Raw genomic sequence first — 21,123 nt, 5'->3', positions numbered from 1 at the left:
GAGTTCACCGATGGGCTACCGCATCCTGGAGACCGAGGACGTCGCCGGCTATCTGCGCGAGCGCGGCCACTGGGGCACGGACGACCCCGTTGTCCGCGAGGTCTCCGACGGCAACATGAACCGCGTCTTCCTCGCCACCTCCACCGACGGCACCCGCAGCCTCGCCGTCAAGCAGGCCCTGCCCTGGGTGCGGGTCGCGGGCCCCTCCTGGCCGATGAGCCCCGAGCGCGCCGACGCCGAGGCCCGCGCGTACGAGCAGGTCGCCAAGGTCGCCCCCGACAAGATCCCGGCGGTCCTCGGCTACGACTCGGACAACTACGCCCTCGTCATGGAGGACATGTCCGATCTGGAGGTCCTGCGTACGGTTCTCAACGACGGTGCGGCATACGGCTCCGGCACCTCGGCCCGCGTCGGCGAGTTCGTGGCTCAACTGTCCTTCGCGACCAGCGACTTCGGCATGCCGTCGGCCGAACGCAAGGCGCTCGTCGCGGCCTCGGTCAGCCCCGAGCTGTGCAAGATCACTGAGGACGTGGTGCTGTCGGAGCCGTACATCGAGCACGAGCACAACCACTGGCACCCCGGCCTCGACGACCTGGCCGCCTCCTTCAAGACGGACGCCCGCCTGCGCACCGAGGTCGCGGACCTCCGGCATGTCTTCATGACCAGCGCGCAGGCCCTGCTCCACGGCGACCTGCACACCGGCAGCATCATGGTCGGCGCGCGCGAAGACGCCCCGGTGGTACGCGTCTTCGACCCGGAGTTCTCCTTCGTCGGCCCGATCGGCTTCGACCTCGGCCTCTACTGGGCCAATACCTTGGTGTCGGAGGAACGAGCGAGGGCCCTGGGCGCCCTGGCCGACCACGGTGACCAACTCCGCCTCTCCTGGGAGGCGTTCGCGACCGAGTTCCGCCGCCTGTGGCCGTCCCGGGTCGACACCTTCTTCGACGACGCCTACCTCGACCGGTTCCTGCGCCGCGTCTGGACGGAATCGGTCGGCTTCGCCGGCGCGGAGATCGTCCGCCGCATCATCGGCTTCGCCCATCTCACCGACCTGACGACGCTGCCGGACCCGGTGCCCGCCTCGCGCCGGGCACTGCTGTTGGGCCGCGAACTGATCGTCAGGCGGGCCGAGTTGACCGGCCCCGACGATGTACGCGCCGTCGTGGAGGCGCTCACTCCCACAGCGTAGAGGGCGCCTCGCGGCGCACCACCGGCGCGATCTCCTCGGCGAACCGCTGCAACGTCTCGATCTGCTCGTCCGTCGACTGTCCGAAGGCGTCCACGGTGATCGACTGGAGATCGTGCCGGTACACCTCGTGATAGCCGAGGATCTTGTCGATGATCTGCTGCGGCGAGCCGATGAGCTGCGGCCCGTCGGCGATCGCGTCCTCGATGGTGCGGAACGGTGTGTTGTACCCCGCCTTGCCCTCCAGGTGCGGGCGGAAGGACTGCCGGACCTTCGCCTCGTACAGGTCCTTGTACCGGGCGACGGCCTGCTCGTGCGTGTCCGCGATCAGCAGCCCGCCCGAGCCCGCCGCCACATGTGCGTGCGCCGGATTGTGCCCGTACGCCTCGAACCGCTCCCGGTAGTGGTCGATCAGCCGGGCGTAGGCGGCGCGCGGCTGGATGGCGTTGGCGGTGAACAGCGGATCGCCGTGCTTCGCGGCCAGCTCCGGGGAGTTGAGGGAGGTCGCCGAGCCGTGCCAGACGCGCGGCGGCCCGTCGTAGGGCCGTGGCACGGTCGTCACGTTCTTCAGCGCGGGCCTGAACTCCCCCTCCCAGTCGACCTTCTCCTCACTCCACAGCCGACGCAACAGCTCGTACTTCTCCCGCTGCAGATCCCACTGCCGCTCCTCGTCGAGCCCGAAGAGGTCGAAGTGCCCGGCCTCCGCCCCCTTGCCCACCACCAACTCGACACGACCGCGCGAGATCTGATCGAGCGTCGCATAGTCCTCGGCGACCCGCACCGGGTCGAGGATCGCGACGACGGTGACACCGGTGAGCAGCCTGATACGACTCGTCCGAGCCGCCAGCGCACCCAGCACGACCGTCGGACTCGACGACAGAAACGGCCCGGCATGCCGCTCCCCGACCGCGTACCCGTCATACCCGAGCCGCTCCGCCGCCACCCCGACGTCGACCACCTCCGCCAACCGGTCGGCCGGCGAGGCGAGTTCCCCGCTCACCGGATGCGGAGCATGCCCAACAATGGAAAGAACCTGAAACTTCATAGCACCCCTTTTCTGCCCGTTCCTGGGGGCTGCGCCCCCATACCCCCAAAAGATTGCGCAGTTCCCCGCGCCCCTTTTAGGGGCGCGGGGAACTGCGCGAACGGCCCCCACCGGCCCGCAGCCGAAACACAACCCACGGGGTCGAAGGGGCGGAGCCCCTGGGGGATGGGACGGGTAGGGGCGGCGGGGGCGAGAAACCACTGCGCACCCCTCAGGCCCGCTTCGCCCAGGCCCGCGCCAGCAACTCGTACGACCGAACCCGATCCGCGTGATCATGCGTAATCGTGGTGATGACCAGCTCATCCGCCCCCGTCGCCCGCCGCAACGCCCGCAACCGCTCGATCACCGTCTCCACCGCCCCCACAAACTGCGTATCCACCCGATCAGCCACCAACTCCCGCTCCGCATCACTCCATTGCCGCGCATACGCCTCGTCGGGCGTCGGAAACGGAATGGCCCCCTCCCCGCTGCGAATGGACCGCACCCACGCCGCATACCCGGCAGCCAGCCGCCGCGCGGAGTCGTCATCCGCCCCCACCACGACGTCCGCCGACACGGCGACATAGGGCTCGGCCAGCGCCCAGGACGGCCGGAACGCCCGGCGGTAGGCCGTCACCGCCTCCACGACCGAGGCGGGCGAGACGTGATAGTTCGCCGCGAACGGCAGCCCCCGCGCCCCCGCCACCTCCGCACTCTCGCCCGCACTGCTGCCGAGGATCCACACGTCGACGTCCGCACCCGCACCGGGCACCGGACGCGCCTCGGTGCCGTCCTGGTCGACGTATGTGCCGGCCAGCAGAGCGAGAATGTCGGCGACCTGCTCCTCGTAAGCCGGAGCCTCGGCACCCGGCTGCTGCAACAGGCTCAACTGGAGCCGGAAGCGCGGGGATTGGAGAAGCTGCCCGAAGCCGGTGAAGCGAGGCGGGAGATACAGGCCCTCGTCCGTGAACGTGCCCTCGGGCGAAGCGGACGCCTCAGGAGCCTTCCTGGGCCGCCCCGACCGCCCGAGCCCCAGATCGATCCGCCCCGGGAACAGGGCGTCCAGGATCCCGAACTGCTCCACGACCGACAGCGGTGTCTGATGGCCGAGCAGGACGGCGCCCGAGCCGACCCGGATCTCCCGGGTCGCCTGTGCCACGGCCTGGATCACCAGCGCGGGCACCGAGCTCGCCACCCCGGGATTGAGGTGATGCTCGGCCACCCAGTAGCGGCGGTAGCCGAACTCCTCGGCCGCGCGGGCCAGTTCGACAGTGTTGCGCAGCGCGGTCGGAGCGTCCGAGCCGGAGGAAATGGGCACGAGATCGAGCACGGAGAGGGGAACCGGAGGCATCCTCCTACTCTCGCTGCGGGACATTGCGGGCGTATGTACGCGGTATGGCAGCGTCCCGGAAGCCCCGTTCCCCCCGTGCAGGAGCCCCCGTTCCCCCGTGAACGAGGCCGCTTTCCCCGTGTGCGAGCCCCCGTTCCCTCCCCGTGCCCGAACATGCGAAAGGGGCGGCTCTCCCCCGTGGGAGCCGCCCCTCACATCACCGCAGCATCTGCTACTTCTTGTCGAGCAGGTCCTGCACCTTGCCCCGCACCTCGTCCGTGGCGAGACCGCGGATCGTCAGCGTCGTCCGGCGGCGCAGCACGTCGTCCGGCGTCTCGGCCCACTCGTTGTCCCGGGCGTACACGACCTGCGCCCAGATCTCCGGGGCGTCCGGGTGGACGCGCTCGCCCAGCTCCGGGTTCTCGTTCGCCAGCCGGGCGATGTCGAAGGCCAGCGAACCGTAGTGGGTGGCCAGGTGCTTGGCGGTGTCCGCCGCCATGCGCGGGCCGGGCGCCGGACCGTCGACCAGCAGGCGGTGGGCGACCGCGCGCGGGTTGGCGACGCCGGGGAGCGGAAGCTTCTTCGGCAGCTGGGAGATCGGCTCGAAGTCCTCGCCCAGCGGGTGGCCCGGCAGCGACTCCAGCTTCTGCATGACCGTACGGCCGATGTGCCGGAAGGTGGTCCACTTGCCGCCCGCGACGGAGAGCATCCCGCCGCGGCCTTCGGTGACGACCGTCTCGCGCTTGGCCTTCGACGTGTCGCCGGGGCCGCCGGGCAGCACCCGCAGACCGGCGAAGGAGTACGTGATCAGGTCACGGGAGAGCTGCTGGTCCCGGATCGAGAACGCGGCCTCGTCCAGGATCTGGGCTATGTCCTTCTCGTTGACCGCGACCTCGCCCGGGTCGCCCTCGTACTCCTCGTCGGTGGTGCCGAGCAGGAGCATGTCCTCCCAGGGGAGGGCGAAGGTGATGCGGTACTTGTCGATGGGGGTCGCCAGCGCGGCCTTCCACGGCGAGGTGCGCTTCAGCACCAGGTGCGCGCCCTTCGACAGACGGATGGACGGCGCCGAATTCGGGTCCTCCATCTTGCGCAGGTGGTCGACCCAGGGGCCGGTGGCGTTGAGCACGAGGCGCGCGTCGACGCCGAACTCCTCGCCGTTCGTGCGGTCCTTGAGGTCCGCTCCGGTGACCCGGCCCTTGGTGAAGCGCAGGCCGGTGACCTCGGAGTGGTTGAGGACGACGGCGCCGGACTCGACGGCCGCGCGGACCGTCATCAGGGCCATCCGGGAGTCGTTCATCTGGTCGTCGCCGTACACCGCGACGGCCTTCAGGTTGTCGGTGCGCAGCTCGGGCACGTCCTGCGCGGCCTTCGACGGCGAGAGCAGATGCCCGACGCCGTCACCGAAGGCCGACAGGGCCGAGTACGCGAAGACACCCGCGCCCAGCTTCGCCGCGCCGTGCGGCCCGCCCTTGTACACGGGGAGGTAGAACGTGAGCGGGTTCGCCAGGTGGGGGGCCACCTGGCGGGAGACCGCACGGCGCTCGAAGTGGTTCTCCGCCACCAGCTTCACCGCGCCGGTCTGCAGGTAGCGCAGACCGCCGTGGAGAAGCTTGGAGGAGGCGGAAGAGGTGGCGCCGGCGAAGTCGCCGGCGTCGACCAGAGCCACCCGCAGACCGGACTGCGCAGCGTGCCAGGCGGTGGAGATGCCCAGGATGCCGCCGCCGATCACGAGAAGGTCGTACGTCGCCTTGGAAAGCTGCTCCCGGGTCTCGGCGCGGCTCGGGTTCGAGCCGGAGGCCGGGTGCGTACCGAGGGCAGGCACGGTCTGCGTGGTGGACTGACTGGTCATGCTGGTTCTTACTCCTCGTCCTCGATCCAGCCCATGGTCCGCTCGACGGCCTTGAGCCAGCTCTTGTACTCACGGTCGCGGATTTCCGCGTCCATGTTCGGGGTCCACTCCGCGGCCCGGCGCCAGTTGGCGCGCAGGTCCTCGGTGTTGGACCAGAAGCCGACGGCGAGACCGGCGGCGTAGGCAGCGCCGAGGCAGGTGGTCTCGGCGACCATCGGACGCACCACGGGGGCGTCCAGGACGTCGGCCAGGGTCTGCATCAGCAGGTTGTTGGAGGTCATGCCGCCGTCGACCTTGAGGGCCGCGAGCTCGACGCCGGAGTCCTTCGTCATGGCGTCGGTGATCTCACGGGTCTGCCAGGCGGTGGCCTCCAGGACGGCGCGCGCGATGTGCGCCTTGGTGACGTACCGGGTCAGACCGGCGATCACACCGCGGGCGTCGGAGCGCCAGTACGGGGCGAACAGACCGGAGAAGGCCGGCACGAAGTAGGCGCCGCCGTTGTCCTCGACCGACGACGCGAGCGTCTCGATCTCGGCGGCGGACTTGATCAGGCCCATCTGGTCGCGCATCCACTGGACGAGCGAGCCGGTGACGGCGATGGAGCCCTCGAGGGCGTAGACCGGAGCCTGGTCGCCGATCCGGTAGCCGACGGTGGTCAGCAGGCCCGAGTACGAGTTGATGATCTTGTCACCGGTGTTCATCAGCATGAACGTGCCGGTGCCGTACGTGGACTTGGCCTCGCCCTCGGAGAAACAGGTCTGGCCGAACAGGGCCGCCTGCTGGTCGCCGAGCGCGGAGGCGACCGGGATGCCGCCGAGCAGGTCGCCGAGCTTGCCGCCGGTGACCTCGCCGTAGACCTCGGCGGAGGAGCGGATCTCGGGGAGCATGTTCAGCGGGACGCCGATGGACTCGGCGATCTTCTCGTCCCACTCCAGGGTGTGCAGGTTCATCAGCATGGTGCGGGAGGCGTTGGTCACGTCGGTGACGTGGTGGCCGCCGTTGACACCACCGGTCAGGTTCCAGATGACCCAGGTGTCCATGGTGCCGAAGAGGATGTCCCCGGCCTCGGCGCGCTCGCGCAGACCCTCGACGTTGTCGAGCAGCCAGCGGGCCTTCGGACCGGCGAAGTACGACGCGAGCGGCAGACCGGTCTCGCGGCGGAAGCGGTCCTGGCCGACGTTGCGGCCGAGCTCCTTGCAGAGAGCGTCGGTGCGGGTGTCCTGCCAGACGAGGGCGTTGTGGACCGGCTCGCCGGTGTTCTTGTCCCACAGCAGCGTGGTCTCACGCTGGTTGGTGATGCCGATGGCCTTGATGTCGTCGCGGGTGATGCCGGCCTTCTCGATGGCTCCGGCGACGACCTCCTCGACGTTGGTCCAGATCTCGGCGGCGTTGTGCTCGACCCAGCCCGGCTTCGGGAAGATCTGCTCGTGCTCCTTCTGGTCGACGGAGACGATGCGTCCGTCGCGGTCGAAGACGATGCAGCGGGACGAGGTCGTGCCCTGGTCGATCGCGGCGATGAAGGGGCCGGCGGTGTGTGCGTCGGTCACGGGGTGCTCCTGAAGGTTCCGTATGGGAGGGGCTGTATCCACGGCGCGTGCTTTAAGCGGTGCTGGAAGGCGTGCGGCTCTTTAGCGGTGCTGTCAGCGGGTGCTCGGGCTGTGCGCCCGCAAGCTGCCGGGCAGCTTGCGGGCCCTGCTCCTAAGCGAAGGCGACGTTGTATATGCCTGCGGCGATCGCGCCGCCGATCAGCGGACCGGCGACCGGTATCCAGGCGTAGCTCCAGTCGGAACCGCCCTTGTTGGGCAGGGGGAGCAGGGCGTGCACGATGCGCGGACCGAGGTCACGGGCCGGGTTGATCGCGTAGCCCGTCGGGCCACCGAGGGAGAGGCCGATGCTCACCACCACGAGGGAGGTGATCAGGGCGCCCAGGGTGCCCAGGCCGTTGCCGTTGTCGTTGAGGCCCTGGGTGAGGACCGCGAGGACGAGCACGACGGTGCCGATGATCTCGGTGGCGAGGTTCTGCACCACGTTCCGGATCTCGGGGCCGGTGGAGAAGACGCCGAGCACGGGGCCGGCGCCGGTCTCCTGGGCCTCGACGGCCTTGACCTTGGTGGCCTGCGCGCCCGGACCGCCGACGATCTCCTTGTCGGTGAGGTGGGCGAGGAACTGGCCGTAGTAGGCGACCCAGACCAGCGCCGCACCGATCATGGCGCCGAGCAGCTGCCCGCCCCAGTAGGTGGCGACGTTGCTGAAGTCGTTGTCCTTGATCGCGAGCGCGAGCGTCACGGCCGGGTTGAGGTGCGCACCCGAGAGGGGCGCCGAGATGTAGACCGCGGTCAGTACCGCGAAGCCCCACCCGAAGGTGATGGCGAGCCATCCGGCGTTGCGCGCCTTGGAGGCCTTCAGCGTGACGGCGGCGCACACGCCACCGCCCAGCAGGATGAGAACGGCGGTACCGATGGTCTCGCCGATGAAGATGTCGGAGCTGGACACCCGCGACTCCTTTGTCCTTCGTCCAGGGGAAGCCGAACCCCGGGTCCCTCCGGTGGTTCGTTGCTCTCAGGGAGCGAGAGCGATTCGGCCCTTGGCATCGCCACACTCTAGCGCGTATTGCCGGTAGGTGTTCGACAATGTCGACCGATGGACGGGAGTCTTGCCGTCGCGTTACCAGCACGTCAAGAGCTCCGTTATCGAAAACACGATCGTTATTGATCGCTATGAGCTATCGGTGAGTCGTCGATCTTGCGGGGGCACGACAAAGGCCGGGAAGCGCCCCGCTTCCCGGCCTTGCTTCGTACGATCCTCAGAACTGTGCGGCGCTCAGAACCGCCCGGCGCCCAGGTCCCGCGACACCGCGCGGGCGCAGTCCCGTACCGCCGCGATCAGATCCGGGCGCAGCTCCCCGTCCTTGCAGACCCGCTCCACGGCGCCCGTGATGCCCACCGCGCCGACCGGCATCCGGCGCCGGTTGTGGATGGGCGCGGCGACCGAGGCGACACCCGTCCAGGTCTCCTCGACGTCGTCCGCGTACCCGCGCGCGCGGGTCAGGTCCAGCACGCCCTCGAAATCGTCCAGCTCGCTTATGGTGCGCGGCGTGAACACCTTGCGCTCGGCCTCCAGGACCTCGCTGTGCGCCACCGGGTCGTATGCCGACAGGACCTTGCCCAGTGCCGTGGAGTGCAACGGCTGCATGGCCCCGACCTCCAGTACCTGGCGGCTGTCGTCGGGCCGGAACACGTGGTGCACGATCAGCACGCCCTGCTGGTGCAGCACGCCCAGATAGACGCTCTCGCCGCTGGAGCGGGCCAGATCGTCGGCCCACACCAGGGCGCGCGCCCGCAGTTCGTGCACGTCCAGGTAGGTGGTGCCCAGCCTGAGCAGCTCGGCGCCCAGCTGATAGCGCCCGGAGACGGCGTCCTGCTCGACGAAGCCCTCCTGTTGAAGGGTGCGCAGGATGCCGTGGGCCGTGCCTTTGGCCAGGTCCAGCGAGGACGCGATGTCCGACAGGCCGAGCTGCCGCTCGCCGCCCGCGAGCAGGCGCAGCATCGCCGCCGCCCGTTCGAGCGACTGGATGTTCCGTGCCATCGCCGTGCTGCCTCCGTCCCCTTCGACCGCCGGCGTGCGACTCACTGCCACCGTTCGGCAATGTCGAACACTACCGGTCGTTGCCGATCTCCCGCTAATGGGTGGGCGCCACATGTTTCGTCCGTCGTGGCACCGCCGTCACCGACGCCACGCCCGTCCGCCCCGTGGACGCCCCTGACCTTTTGCCGGTGCTCCGGGCTACCCTGACGGCGTGCGCCTTCCATGGGAAGCGCAAAGCCGACAGCCGTCGCACTCCAGGGAGCACCTTCATGGCTTCGTTGCCGAACCCGTCCCTTTCGTCCGAGCTTGCCGAGAACCGGACCCGCATCGACGCACTCCGCGAGGCCCTCACCAGCCGCGTCGTCGTGGCCGACGGCGCGATGGGCACGATGCTCCAGGCGCAGGACCCGACGCTGGAGGACTTCGAGAACCTCGAAGGCTGCAACGAGATTCTGAACGTCACCCGCCCCGACATCGTCCGCTCCGTCCACGAGGCCTACTTCGAGGTGGGCGTCGACTGCGTAGAGACGAACACGTTCGGCTCGAACCACTCGGCGGCGGGCGAGTACGAGATCGCCGACCGGATCTTCGAGCTGTCCGAGTCGGGCGCCCGCATCGCCCGTGAGGTCGCCGACGAGTTCGGCGCCAAGGACGGCCGCCAGCGCTGGGTCCTCGGCTCGATCGGCCCGGGCACCAAGCTGCCCTCGCTCGGCCACATCGCGTACGACGTCCTGCGCGACGGCTACCAGCAGAACGCCGAGGGCCTGATCGCCGGCGGCGCGGACGCCCTGATCGTGGAGACCACCCAGGACCTGCTGCAGACCAAGGCGAGCCTGATCGGCGCACGCCGCGCGATGGACGCGCTCGGCCTGGACATGCCGCTGATCTGCTCGCTCGCGTTCGAGACCACCGGCGTCATGCTGCTCGGCTCGGAGATCGGCGCGGCGCTGACGGCCCTGGAGCCGCTCGGCATCGACCTCATCGGCCTGAACTGCTCCACGGGCCCCGCGGAGATGAGCGAGCACCTGCGCTATCTGGCCCGCCACTCGCGTACGCCGCTGATGTGCATGCCGAACGCGGGCCTGCCGATCCTCACCAAGGACGGCGCGTACTTCCCGCTGACCCCGCCCGAGATGGCCGACGCGCAGGAGAACTTCGTCCGCGACTACGGCCTCTCGCTGGTCGGCGGCTGCTGCGGATCGACGCCCGAGCACCTGCGCCAGGTCGTCGAGCGCGTCCGTGACACCGCCCCGTACCAGCGCACCCCGCAGCCCGAGCCGGGCGCCGCATCCCTCTACCAGACGGTGTCGTTCCGCCAGGACACCGCGTACATGGCGATCGGCGAGCGCACCAACGCCAACGGTTCGAAGAAGTTCCGCGAGGCCATGCTGGAGGCCCGCTGGGACGACTGTGTGGAGATGGCCCGCGACCAGATCCGCGAGGGCGCGCACATGCTCGACCTCTGCGTGGACTACGTGGGCCGGGACGGCGTCGCGGACATGCAGGAGCTGGCCGGCCGCTTCGCGACCGCCTCCACGCTGCCGATCGTCCTGGACTCCACCGAGGTCGACGTCCTGCGCGCGGGCCTGGAGAAGCTGGGCGGGCGGGCCGTCATCAACTCCGTGAACTACGAGGATGGCGACGGCCCCGAGTCGCGCTTCGCGAAGGTCACCCGCCTCGCCCAGGAGCACGGCGCCGCGCTGATCGCGCTGACCATCGACGAGGAGGGCCAGGCCCGCACCGTCGAGACCAAGGTCGCCATCGCCGAGCGGCTGATCGAGGACCTGACGACGAACTGGGGCATCCACGAGTCGGACATCCTCATCGACACCCTGACCTTCACCATCTGCACCGGTCAGGAGGAGTCCCGCAAGGACGGCATCGCCACCATCGAGGCGATCCGCGAGCTCAAGCGCCGCCGCCCGGACGTCCAGACCACGCTGGGCCTGTCGAACATCTCCTTCGGCCTCAACCCGGCGGCCCGCATCCTGCTCAACTCGGTCTTCCTCGACGAGTGCGTCAAGGCGGGCCTGGACTCGGCGATCGTGCACGCGTCGAAGATCCTGCCGATCGCGCGCTTCTCCGAGGAGGAGGTCACCACCGCGCTCGACCTCATCCACGACCGCCGCGCCGAGGGTTATGACCCGCTGCAGAAGCTGATGGCGCTGTTCGAGGGCGCCACCACCAAGTCCCTCAAGGCCGGCAAGGCCGAGGAACTGGCCGCGCTGCCGCTGGACGAGCGGCTCAAGCGCCGCATCATCGACGGCGAGAAGAACGGCCTGGAGGCCGACCTCGCCGAGGCGCTCCAGACCCGCCCCGCCCTCGACATCGTCAACGAGACCCTGCTGGACGGCATGAAGGTCGTCGGCGAACTCTTCGGCTCCGGCCAGATGCAGCTGCCGTTCGTGCTCCAGTCCGCCGAGGTCATGAAGACGGCCGTCGCCTACCTCGAACCGCACATGGAGAAGTCGGACGCGGAGGGCAAGGGCACGATCGTCCTGGCCACCGTGCGCGGCGACGTCCACGACATCGGCAAGAACCTCGTCGACATCATCCTGTCCAACAACGGCTACAACGTCGTCAACCTCGGCATCAAGCAGCCCGTCTCCGCGATCCTCGACGCCGCCGAGGAGCACCGGGCCGACGTCATCGGCATGTCCGGGCTGCTGGTCAAGTCCACGGTGATCATGAAGGAGAACCTGGAGGAGCTGAACCAGCGCGGGCTCTCGGCCGACTACCCCGTCATCCTCGGCGGGGCGGCGCTCACGCGGGCGTACGTCGAGCAGGACCTGCACGAGATCTACCAGGGCGAGGTCCGCTACGCCCGGGACGCCTTCGAGGGCCTGCGTCTGATGGACGCGCTGATCGGCGTCAAGCGCGGGGTGCCGGGCGCGGTCCTGCCGGAGCTGAAGCAGCGCCGGGTGCGGGCCGCCGCGGCCGACACGGTGGTCGAGGAGCGCCCCGAAGAGGGCCACGTCCGCTCCGACATCGCGGTCGACAACCGCGTGCCCGAGCCGCCGTTCTGGGGCACCCGCGTCATCAAGGGCATCCAGCTCAAGGAGTACGCCTCCTGGCTGGACGAGGGCGCCCTGTTCAAGGGGCAGTGGGGCCTCAAGCAGGCACGCGCGGGCGACGGGCCGACGTACGAGGAACTGGTCGAGACCGAGGGCCGCCCGCGGCTGCGCGGGCTGCTGGACAAGCTGCAGACGGACAACCTGCTGGAGGCGGCCGTCGTCTACGGCTACTTCCCGTGCGTGTCCAAGGACGACGACCTGATCCTCCTGGACGAGCGGGGCAACGAGCGCACGCGCTTCACGTTCCCGCGCCAGCGCCGCGGCCGCCGGCTGTGCCTCGCCGACTTCTTCCGCCCGGAGGAGTCCGGAGAGACGGACGTCGTCGGCCTCCAGGTCGTCACCGTCGGCTCCCGGATCGGCGAGGAGACCGCCAAGCTCTTCGAGTCGAACTCCTACCGCGACTACCTCGAACTGCACGGCCTGTCCGTGCAGTTGGCCGAGGCGCTCGCCGAGTACTGGCACGCGCGCGTGCGTTCCGAGCTGGGCTTCGCCGGCGAGGACCCGGCAGCCATCGAGGACATGTTCGCCCTCAAGTACCGCGGCGCCCGCTTCTCGCTCGGCTACGGCGCCTGCCCCAACCTGGAGGACCGCGCCAAGATCGCCCGGCTCCTGGAGCCGGAGCGCATCGGCGTCCACCTCTCCGAGGAGTTCCAGCTCCACCCGGAGCAGTCCACGGACGCGATCGTCATCCACCACCCGGAGGCGAAGTACTTCAACGCGCGCTGAGGCGCGCCGGGCCGTACCAAGACCCGCCGAGCCGTACTGAGACGCGCCGAGGACTACCGAGACGCGTACTGATCCGATAAGTCGTACACTGGTCGGTCCACTGCAGGCCGGTTGCCCCTTTGCCAAAAAAGGGCAACCGGCCTGATCGTCCCTCAAGGAGGTGCGCCCGGATGACCAGTACGGTCCCCGCGCTCGGTACCCGTACGGCCGAAGGCTCAGCCCTGGAGGCCGTGCTCCTCGACATGGACGGCACTCTGGTGGACACCGAAGGCTTCTGGTGGGACGTCGAGGTCGAGGTCTTCGCGGCCCTCGGCCACACCCTCGACGACTCCTGGCGCCATGTCGTGGTCGGCGGCCCCATGACCCGCAGTGCCGGATTCCTCATCGAGGCCACCGGAGCCGACATCACCCTCGCCGAGCTGACCGTGCTGCTCAACGACGGGTTCGAGGGCCGTATCGGCCGCTCGCTGCCGCTGATGCCGGGCGCGGCCAGACTCCTCGCCGAGCTGGCGGCGCACGAGATCCCCACCGCCCTGGTCTCCGCCTCGCACCGCCGCATCATCGACCGCATCCTGGGCTCGCTCGGCCCCCACTACTTCTCGCTGACCGTCGCGGGCGACGAGGTCGAGCGGACCAAGCCGTTCCCCGACCCCTATCTGCTCGCGGCCTCGGGGCTCGGCGCGGCTCCGGCCCGGTGCGCCGTCATCGAGGACACCGCCACGGGCGTCGCCGCCGCCGAGGCCGCGGGATGCCAGGTCGTTGCCGTACCCTCGGTCGCGCCCATCGCCCCCGCCGCCCGGCGCACGGTGGTGACATCCCTCGAAGAGGTCGACCTGCCTTTTCTACGCGGCTTGATGACGGAAATGCGCTAGGCGTTCACCCAGCGTGCAGAACTGAATCACCGAGCGTGCGGAACGAATACGGGGAATAGCCGAGGGTTCCCCGAGGTAACCGCAGGTGACCCCCTCGCAGGAATTCATTCGCGAGCCGGATGGCCGAATTCCGGTACTCGCCAACCGAGTTGAGAGTGTGACGTTCGCCACGCCGCGAGGGGTCGACATCGGGTCGGACATGTGCCGTAACCCCCCTTTCGGGGGTGGTCGACGTGCCCTTGTGTCCCGATTGGTGGAATCCTGCACGAATCCTTCCGCTGTCGGGTTATCGGTGCGTCCACGCCCGGTTTCGTAGCGTGATGGGAACTCAACTCCGGTACCTGCGAGCCGTCCTGGTGGTGCGGACTAATGTCGTCGCGAGAACATCGCCGTACCCCCCGTGACCCGCCGCACCACCCCTGCATGCGGGTTCGCGGAATCTACAGCTCTGGAGAAACTCGAGCATGAACCGCAAGACTTTGGTGCTGCCGGCCGTGGTCGGCCTGCTCGCCCCGGTGCTCGCCGCGTGTGGCGGGTCCGACAGCGGGAGCAACAGCGGCGATGCCATCGTTGTCGGCACCACGGACGGGTTCACGGCCTCGAAGGATGCCCCGGCTCCCCTCGACCCGGCGTACGCGTACGACGTGGGCACCTGGAACGTTCTCCGCCAGACCGTGCAGACCCTGATGGTCCAGCCGCGCGGCGACGGTGACCCGCAGCCCGAGGCGGCCGAGAAGTGCGGGTTCAGCGACACGGGCAACGAGCGCTACGCCTGCACGCTGCGCAAGGACCTGAAGTTCTCCAACGGCGACCCCGTTACCGCCAAGGACGTCAAGTTCTCCATCGACCGCGCCCTGTCGCTCAAGTCCGACAGTGGTGTGTTCGCGCTGCTCTCCACCATCGACACCGTCGAGACGCAGGGCGACCGCGAGGTCATCTTCCACCTCAAGACCGCGGACGCCACCTTCCCCTTCAAGCTGTCGACCCCGGTTGCCGGCATCGTGAACCCCGCGGACTACGAGAAGGGCAAGCTGCGCGACGGCTTCGAGGTGGACGGCTCCGGCCCGTACACCCTTCAGGCCGAGGTCAAGAACGACAAGATGGTCAAGGCTGTTTTCACCAAGAACCCTAACTACAAGGGTCAGTTGAAGGTGAACAACAGCAAGGTCGAGATGCGCTCCTACGAGAGCGCCGACGCCATGGGCACCGCGCTCGAAAAGGGCGACATCGACCTGATGACCCGCTCGATGACGCCCGCCCAGATCACCAAGCTCGGCAGCACCACGGACAGCAACATCGACCTGATCGAGATGCCCGGCCTGGAGATCCGCTACCTGGCCTTCAACACCGATGCCTCGTCGGTGAAGACCAAGGCCGTCCGCCAGGCCATGGCCCAGCTCGTCAACCGCGGTGAGCTCGTCTCCAAGGTGTACGGCTCCCAGGCCGAGCCGCTCTACTCGATGGTCCCGGCCACCATCACGGGCCACTCCAACTCGTTCTTCAACAAGTACGGGGACCCGAGCGTCACCAAGGCCAAGGCGGCGCTGGCCAAGGCCAACATCACGACCCCGGTGAAGCTCACCCTGCACTACACGACCGACCACTACGGCACGGCCACCGAGCAGGAGTTCGAGGTCCTGAAGAAGCAGCTGAACTCCAGCGGCCTCTTCGACGTCAGCATCTCGGGCACGGCCTGGGACAAGTTCGTCCCGGCCGAGCGGGCCGGCGACTACGACGTCTGGGGCATGGGCTGGTTCCCCGACTTCCCGGACGCCGACAACTACCTGGCCCCGTTCCTCGACAAGGACAACTTCCTCAAGTCGCCTTACACGAACAGCCAGGTCATCAACACCCTGATCCCGGAGTCCCGGCGCGAGGCCGACCGCCTCACCGCGTCGAAGAGCCTCACCACCATCCAGGACATCGTGGCCGACGACGTCCCGCTGCTGCCCCTGTGGCAGGGCAAGCAGTACATCGCCGCGCAGGACGACATCACGGGCACGGAGTGGGCGCTCAACTCCTCCTCGACCCTCCAGCTGTGGGAGCTCGGCCGAGGAGTCAGCGGCTGACCGATCTCCCCGACCCGGGGCCGGGGCGGCCCCGGGTTCTCGAGACCCGACGACAAGGCACATGCTCGTGAACATGCGCAACCAGTGGCCGGTCCTACCCATCGTGGCGGGGCTGGCCTCCGGCCTGCTCACCGGATGCGGCTCGGACACGGGCGACTCCGGGAGCAGCGGCTCCTCCGTGGTCATGGGGATGTCCGACGACGTCCTCGCCACCGACCCGGCGTCCGGCTACGACCCGGGCTCCTGGCTGCTGTTCAACAACGTCTTCCAGTCGCTGTTGAGTTTCCCCAACGGCGGCACCGAGCCGGTCCCGGAGGCCGCCAAGGAGTGCACGTTCACGGACACCTCGACCAAGGTGTACAAGTGCACGCTGCAGGACGGGCTGAAGTTCAGCAACGGTGACGAGCTCACCTCGAAGGACGTCAAGTTCTCCTTCGACCGCATGCTGGAGATCAACGACGACGCCGGTCCCGCGATCATGTTCCCCATGCTCGACAAGGTGGAGACGCCGGACAGGAAGACCGTCGTCTTCCACCTCAAGTACGCCGACGCCACCTTCCCGAGCAAGATCGCCTCCGGCGCGGGCTCGATCGTCGACCACCAGCAGTACTCCAGCAACGGACTGCGCACGGACAGCAAGGCGGTCGGCTCGGGCCCGTACACGCTGGACTCCTTCAGCAAGGACAAGGCCGTCTTCTCCGTCAACGGCAACTACAAGGGCACCGCCAAGGTGAAGAACTCCGGCATGACGCTGAAGTTCTTCCACGGTGACCAGTCCGCCCTGAAGAACGCGCTGCTCAGCAACCAGATCGACATCGCCTACCGAGGCCTCGCCGCCAAGGACATCGCGGACATCGAGGACGACACCGCCACCGGCAGTGGCATCAACGTCGTCGAGGGCACCAGCGCCGAAGTCCAGCACCTTGTCTTCAACATGGACGACCCGGTCGCCGGCAAGCTCGGCGTGCGCAAGGCCATCGCCTATCTCCTCGACCGCGACGCCCTGGTCAACGAGGTCTACGAGGACACGGCGACACCGCTCTACTCGATCATCCCGGCCGGCATCACCGGCCACAGCACGTCGTTCTTCGACACCTACGGCGCCCGCCCCTCGAAGTCCAAGGCCCAGGCCGCGCTGCGCGCCGAGGGCATCAGCGGCAAGGTGAAGCTGACGCTCTGGTCGACGCCGTCGCGCTACGGCCCGTCCACCGACCAGGAGTTCGAGGCGATCGCCAAGCAGCTCAACGCCAGCGGGCTGTTCGACGCCACCGTGAAGTCCGTCGCCTACGACCAGTACGAGAAGGACATCGCCAAGGGCAAGTACGGCGTGTACGTGAAGGGCTGGGTGCCCGACTACCCGGACCCGGACAACTTCACGGCCCCCTTCTTCGGCAAGGGCAACGTGCTGAGCAACAACTTCACCAACAGCACGATCACCGGCCAGCTCATCCCGAAGACCGCCGCCGCGAGCGACCGCTCCTCGACCGACTCCGACTACGGCAGGCTTCAGGACCTCGTGGCCGACGAAGTGCCGATCATCCCGATCTGGCAGGCCAAGCAGTACGCCGTCGTCCGCGACAACGTCTACGGGCTCGAATACTGCCTCGACGCCTCGACCGTGTTCCGCTTCTGGGAGATCAGCAAGGGCTGACCAGCCGTGTACATACGTTGAGGGCGCCCCCTTCCAGAAGGAGGCGCCCTCAACGTATGTGCGGCGACGGGCTACTGCGCGCCGGGGCGCACCAGCCCGCTCTCGTACGCGTACACCGCGGCCTGCACCCGGTCACGCAGCCCCAGCTTGGTCAGGACGTGGCCCACATGCGTCTTGACCGTGGTCTCGCTGACGAACAGGTCGGCCGCGATCTCCGCGTTCGACAGGCCGCGAGCCACCAGCTTCAGCACCTCGACCTCACGGTCGGTCAGCGTGTGCAGCGTGTCCGGAACCGGCTCGTCGCCGGACGGCAGATGGCCCGCGTACTTGTCGAGCAGCCGGCGCGTGATGCTCGGCGCGAGCATCGCCTCGCCCGCCGCGACCACCCTGATCGCCTGCACCAGCTCATCGGCGGGCGCGTCCTTCAGCAGAAAGCCGCTGGCGCCCGCGCGCAGCGCCTCCACCACGTACTCGTCGAGGTCGAACGTCGTCAGGACGAGGACCTTCGCCGGACCGTCCCGGCCGGGGCCGGAGATCTGCCGGGTCGCCTCGACACCGTCCATCCGCGGCATACGGATGTCCATCAGAACCACATCGGGCTGCAAGGCACGTACTTGGTCGAGTGCCTGGAGACCGTCACCGGCCTCGCCGACGACCGCAAGGTCCTGCTCCGCTTCCAGGATCATCCGGAAGCCGGTACGCAGCAGCGGCTGGTCGTCGACCAGTAGGACGCGGATGGCCACGTGAGTCTCCTTCGCTAGTCCGGCCCCATTCTGCCCTGCGCGCGTTCACCGGCTCGCCTCTGGGGCGCTCCAGCCCCCTCGGCTCACACGCCGTCCGGCCCGGGCGCCACGACAGGCAGCGGATAGGGCGGGGGAGTGCCGCCGAATTCCGGGCATACCGCCTGGTGATCGCACCAGCCGCACAGCTTGGTGGGCCGCGGCCGCCAGTCACCGCTCTCGGTGGCCTGCCGGATCGCGTCCCACAGGGCGAGCAGCTTGCGCTCGACCCGCTCCAGGTCCGCGATCACCGGGTCGTACGTCACCACGTCACCGCTGCCGAGATAGACGAGCTGGAGCCGGCGCGGGACCACCTGCTTCAGCCGCCACACCACGAGGGCGTAGAACTTCATCTGGAACAGGGCGCCCTCGGCGTACTCGGGCCGTGGTGCCTTGCCCGTCTTGTAGTCGACGATCCGGACCTCGCCCGTCGGCGCCACGTCGACCCGGTCGATGATGCCGCGCAGCTTGAGCCCGGAGTCGAGCCGCGCCTCGACGAACAGCTCCCGCTCGGCGGGTTCGAGCCGGGTCGGGTCCTCCAGCGTGAACCAGCGCTCCACCAGCTGCTCGGCCTCGGTGAGCCAGCGCGCCAGCCGCTCGCCCTCCGGGTCGTCGGCGAACAGCTCCACGACCTCCGGTCGGGTCTCCCGCAAGCGGTCCCACTGCCCGGGGATCAACGACTTGGCGCGCGGCGCCGTCCGCTCCGTCGCCGGTGCGTCGAAGAGCCGCTCAAGGACCGCGTGCACCAAAGTGCCCCTGGTCGCCGCCTCGCTCGGCTTCTCGGGAAGCTTGTCGATCACCCGGAACCGGTACAGCAGCGGGCACTGCATGAAGTCACTGGCACGCGACGGCGACAGCGACGTGGGCGGCACGGCGGGGGCGGCCGGTATGGCAGCGGCGGCCGCGACAGCCTCGGTACCTTCGATACCCTCCGCCGCTTCGCTCGCGACGACCCCGGTCGCTTCGACCGCGACGGCTTCGGTCCGCTCGGCCGGTACGGCGGCCCCGGCGCTGTCGGCGCCGTTCTCCGCGACGCCCTCGGTGCTGGTTTCCATGACGACAGACCTTACGGCCCGCCACTGACAGCACCGCGCCATTACGGGGGACAACCCCCGGACCCCCAGACGGACAAGCAGGTCGGCCGCACCCGCCGGCGACGACACCGGACGGCCCGCGTGAGCGATACGAGCAGTACCCCGCCGTCGCGGGCGACGGCGCGGAAAACGGAGGGGGTGCCGGGGCGGAACGCGTCGAGACGGCCGCATACCATCGACCCAGACCCTCCTGCTCCGCATGATCGGGGCGGGAGACGCTTCGAACGAGGGGACATCGTGGACGAGAGCGGCGGGAGCGGGCAGCCGCGGTCCGGTACCGATGAAGCGGCCGAGCGCCACGAGGGGCCGCAGGCCTCCACCGGCCCGGCCGTGGACGCCACGCGCCCCGGACCGGACCGTCACGAGCGCCCCACCGGGCCCGCGCCCACGGCCCCCGGTGATCCCGAGCCCCAGCCCGACGCCGATGCCTCGGCCCAGGCCCGGCCGGGCGGCGAGACGGCCCCTGACATCTCTGCCGATCCCGAGACGCCCCAGGGCCCTCCGGACGAGCCCCGGTCCGAAAACGGTGCCGACGAAACCACCGACACCGATGCCGCCGACCACACCTTTGTGAAGAACGGCCCCCAGCCCCCGGAAGCCGACTCGGCCGACCCCGCCGCGTCCACCCGGACCCTGGCCCAGTCCGGTTCCGGCAAGGGCCGGCCGCCGCGCCGCGGCAAGGAGCCCGGTGGCGGGCTACTCATGGGACGGCCCTTCGGCGTACCGGTGTATGTCGCGCCGAGCTGGTTCCTCGTGGCCGCGCTGATCACCTGGGTGTTCGGCGGCCAGCTGGACCGCGTGCTGCCGGACCTCGGCGCCGCGCGCTACCTGGTGTCCCTCTTCTTCGCGGTCGTCTTCTACGCCTCCGTGCTCGTCCACGAGCTCGCCCACACCGTCGCCGCCCTGCGCTTCAAACTGCCGGTGCGCCGGATCCAGCTGCAGTTCTTCGGTGGGGTCTCGGAGATCGAGAAGGAGGCCGAGACACCGGGCCGGGAGTTCGTACTGGCCTTCGTCGGCCCGCTGCTCTCGCTCATCCTGTCCGGCCTCTTCTACGTGGCCATGCAGACCGTCGAACCGGGCACCGTCCCCGGCGTCCTGCTGGCCGGCCTGATGATCTCCAACCTCATCGTCGCCGCCTTCAACCTGCTGCCCGGACTGCCCCTGGACGGCGGCCGCATGCTCCGCGCCGTCGTCTGGAAGATCACCGGCAGGCCGATGAGCGGCACGATCGCCGCCGCCTGGGTCGGCCGCGCCCTCGCCGTCTCCGTACTGATCGGGCTGCCCCTGCTCACCCAGTCCGGAATGCTCGGCGACACCCCGGACGACATCGGCGGCATGGACACCGTCACGGACGCCCTGCTCGCCGCCATCCTCGCCGCGATCATCTGGACCGGCGCCGGCAACAGCCTGCGGATGGCCCGGCTGCGCGAACACCTGCCGGAGCTGCGCGCCCGCTCACTCACCCGGCGCGCGGTCCCCGTCGAGACCAACACCCCCCTCTCGGAAGCCCTGCGCCGCGCCAACGACGCCGGCGCCCGCGCCCTGGTCGTGGTCGACGCCGACGGCGAACCGCTCTCCCTGGTCCGCGAGGCCGCCATCGTCGGCGTACCGGAACACCGCCGCCCCTGGGTCGCCGTCGGCGGCCTCGCCCAGGACCTCACCGACGGCATGCGCGTCTCCGCCGAGCTCGCGGGCGAGGACCTCCTGGACGCCCTGCGCGCGACCCCGGCGACCGAATACCTGGTGGTGGAGGACTCCGGCGAGATCTACGGAGTCCTGTCGGCGGCGGACGTCGAGCGAGCCTTCGTCAAGGCGATGGCCCGCCCCTCCTGAAGGGATCCCTCGAAGACGCATCACCCGCAGTGTCCGCACGTACCTCCCATG

At 69.2% G+C, this 21,123-nt stretch carries 14 protein-coding genes; 6 read left to right on the top strand and 8 right to left on the bottom strand.

What is annotated here, in order from left to right; translation table 11 throughout:
• Positions 1-10 precede the first annotated feature (10 nt).
• Positions 11-1,189, top strand: coding sequence for an S-methyl-5-thioribose kinase (gene mtnK / locus OG975_RS09665; protein ID WP_406328730.1), 1,179 nt, complete (start codon positions 11-13; stop codon positions 1,187-1,189).
• Here the strand turns inward: mtnK and OG975_RS09660 are convergent.
• The 6 genes from OG975_RS09660 to OG975_RS09635 form a co-directional block, all read right to left on the bottom strand.
• Positions 1,173-2,231 (bottom strand): LLM class flavin-dependent oxidoreductase, encoded by a 1,059-nt coding sequence (locus OG975_RS09660; RefSeq protein ID WP_406328729.1) that lies wholly within the window; start codon positions 2,229-2,231, stop codon positions 1,173-1,175. The genes mtnK and OG975_RS09660 overlap by 17 nt on opposite strands.
• A gap of 211 nt (positions 2,232-2,442) precedes the next feature.
• Positions 2,443-3,561, bottom strand: a complete 1,119-nt coding sequence (locus tag OG975_RS09655; protein WP_406328728.1) for an LLM class flavin-dependent oxidoreductase — start codon at positions 3,559-3,561, stop codon at positions 2,443-2,445.
• A gap of 211 nt (positions 3,562-3,772) precedes the next feature.
• Entirely contained in the window at positions 3,773-5,389 is a 1,617-nt protein-coding gene (locus OG975_RS09650) for an FAD-dependent oxidoreductase (protein ID WP_406328727.1), read from the bottom strand.
• An 8-nt stretch (positions 5,390-5,397) separates the two neighbouring features.
• Positions 5,398-6,936, bottom strand: coding sequence for a glycerol kinase GlpK (glpK, locus tag OG975_RS09645; protein WP_406328726.1), 1,539 nt, complete (start codon positions 6,934-6,936; stop codon positions 5,398-5,400).
• Between the two features lie 151 nt (positions 6,937-7,087).
• Entirely contained in the window at positions 7,088-7,882 is a 795-nt protein-coding gene (locus OG975_RS09640; RefSeq protein WP_327427451.1) for an MIP/aquaporin family protein, read from the bottom strand.
• A gap of 327 nt (positions 7,883-8,209) precedes the next feature.
• Complete coding sequence (locus OG975_RS09635) at positions 8,210-8,974, bottom strand: IclR family transcriptional regulator (RefSeq protein WP_406328725.1); 765 nt, start codon at positions 8,972-8,974, stop codon at positions 8,210-8,212.
• A gap of 269 nt (positions 8,975-9,243) precedes the next feature.
• Between OG975_RS09635 and metH the strand changes: the two genes are divergently transcribed.
• The 4 genes from metH to OG975_RS09615 all read left to right on the top strand — a co-directional run bounded on the left by metH (position 9,244) and on the right by OG975_RS09615 (position 17,366).
• A complete protein-coding gene (gene metH, locus OG975_RS09630; RefSeq protein WP_406328724.1) occupies positions 9,244-12,774 on the top strand; it encodes a methionine synthase in 3,531 nt (1,176 codons plus the stop codon).
• A 170-nt stretch (positions 12,775-12,944) separates the two neighbouring features.
• Positions 12,945-13,646, top strand: coding sequence for an HAD family hydrolase (locus tag OG975_RS09625; protein ID WP_406328723.1), 702 nt, complete (start codon positions 12,945-12,947; stop codon positions 13,644-13,646).
• Positions 13,647-14,110: 464 nt separating this feature from the next.
• On the top strand, positions 14,111-15,715 hold the full coding sequence (locus tag OG975_RS09620; protein ID WP_406328722.1) for an ABC transporter substrate-binding protein: 1,605 nt from the start codon (positions 14,111-14,113) through the stop codon (positions 15,713-15,715).
• 67 nt (positions 15,716-15,782) lie between these two features.
• Complete coding sequence (locus OG975_RS09615; RefSeq protein WP_406336222.1) at positions 15,783-17,366, top strand: ABC transporter substrate-binding protein; 1,584 nt, start codon at positions 15,783-15,785, stop codon at positions 17,364-17,366.
• A gap of 71 nt (positions 17,367-17,437) precedes the next feature.
• Here the strand turns inward: OG975_RS09615 and OG975_RS09610 are convergent, their stop codons facing one another.
• Positions 17,438-18,109, bottom strand: coding sequence for a response regulator (locus OG975_RS09610; RefSeq protein ID WP_369256964.1), 672 nt, complete (start codon positions 18,107-18,109; stop codon positions 17,438-17,440).
• Between the two features lie 83 nt (positions 18,110-18,192).
• Positions 18,193-19,200: a RecB family exonuclease gene (locus tag OG975_RS09605; protein WP_406328721.1), complete on the bottom strand. Its 1,008-nt coding sequence runs from the start codon at positions 19,198-19,200 to the stop codon at positions 18,193-18,195.
• Between the two features lie 276 nt (positions 19,201-19,476).
• Between OG975_RS09605 and OG975_RS09600 the strand changes: the two genes are divergently transcribed.
• On the top strand, positions 19,477-21,072 hold the full coding sequence (locus OG975_RS09600) for a site-2 protease family protein (RefSeq protein ID WP_406328720.1): 1,596 nt from the start codon (positions 19,477-19,479) through the stop codon (positions 21,070-21,072).
• The last annotated feature ends 51 nt before the right edge of the window (positions 21,073-21,123 follow it).

The organism is Streptomyces sp. NBC_00203, assembly GCF_045206325.1.
Classification (GTDB): Bacteria; Actinomycetota; Actinomycetes; order Streptomycetales; family Streptomycetaceae; genus Streptomyces; species Streptomyces lutosisoli.
The sequence above is the reverse complement of the archived record's forward strand: the minus strand, read 5'-3'. Positions and strand labels throughout refer to the sequence as shown.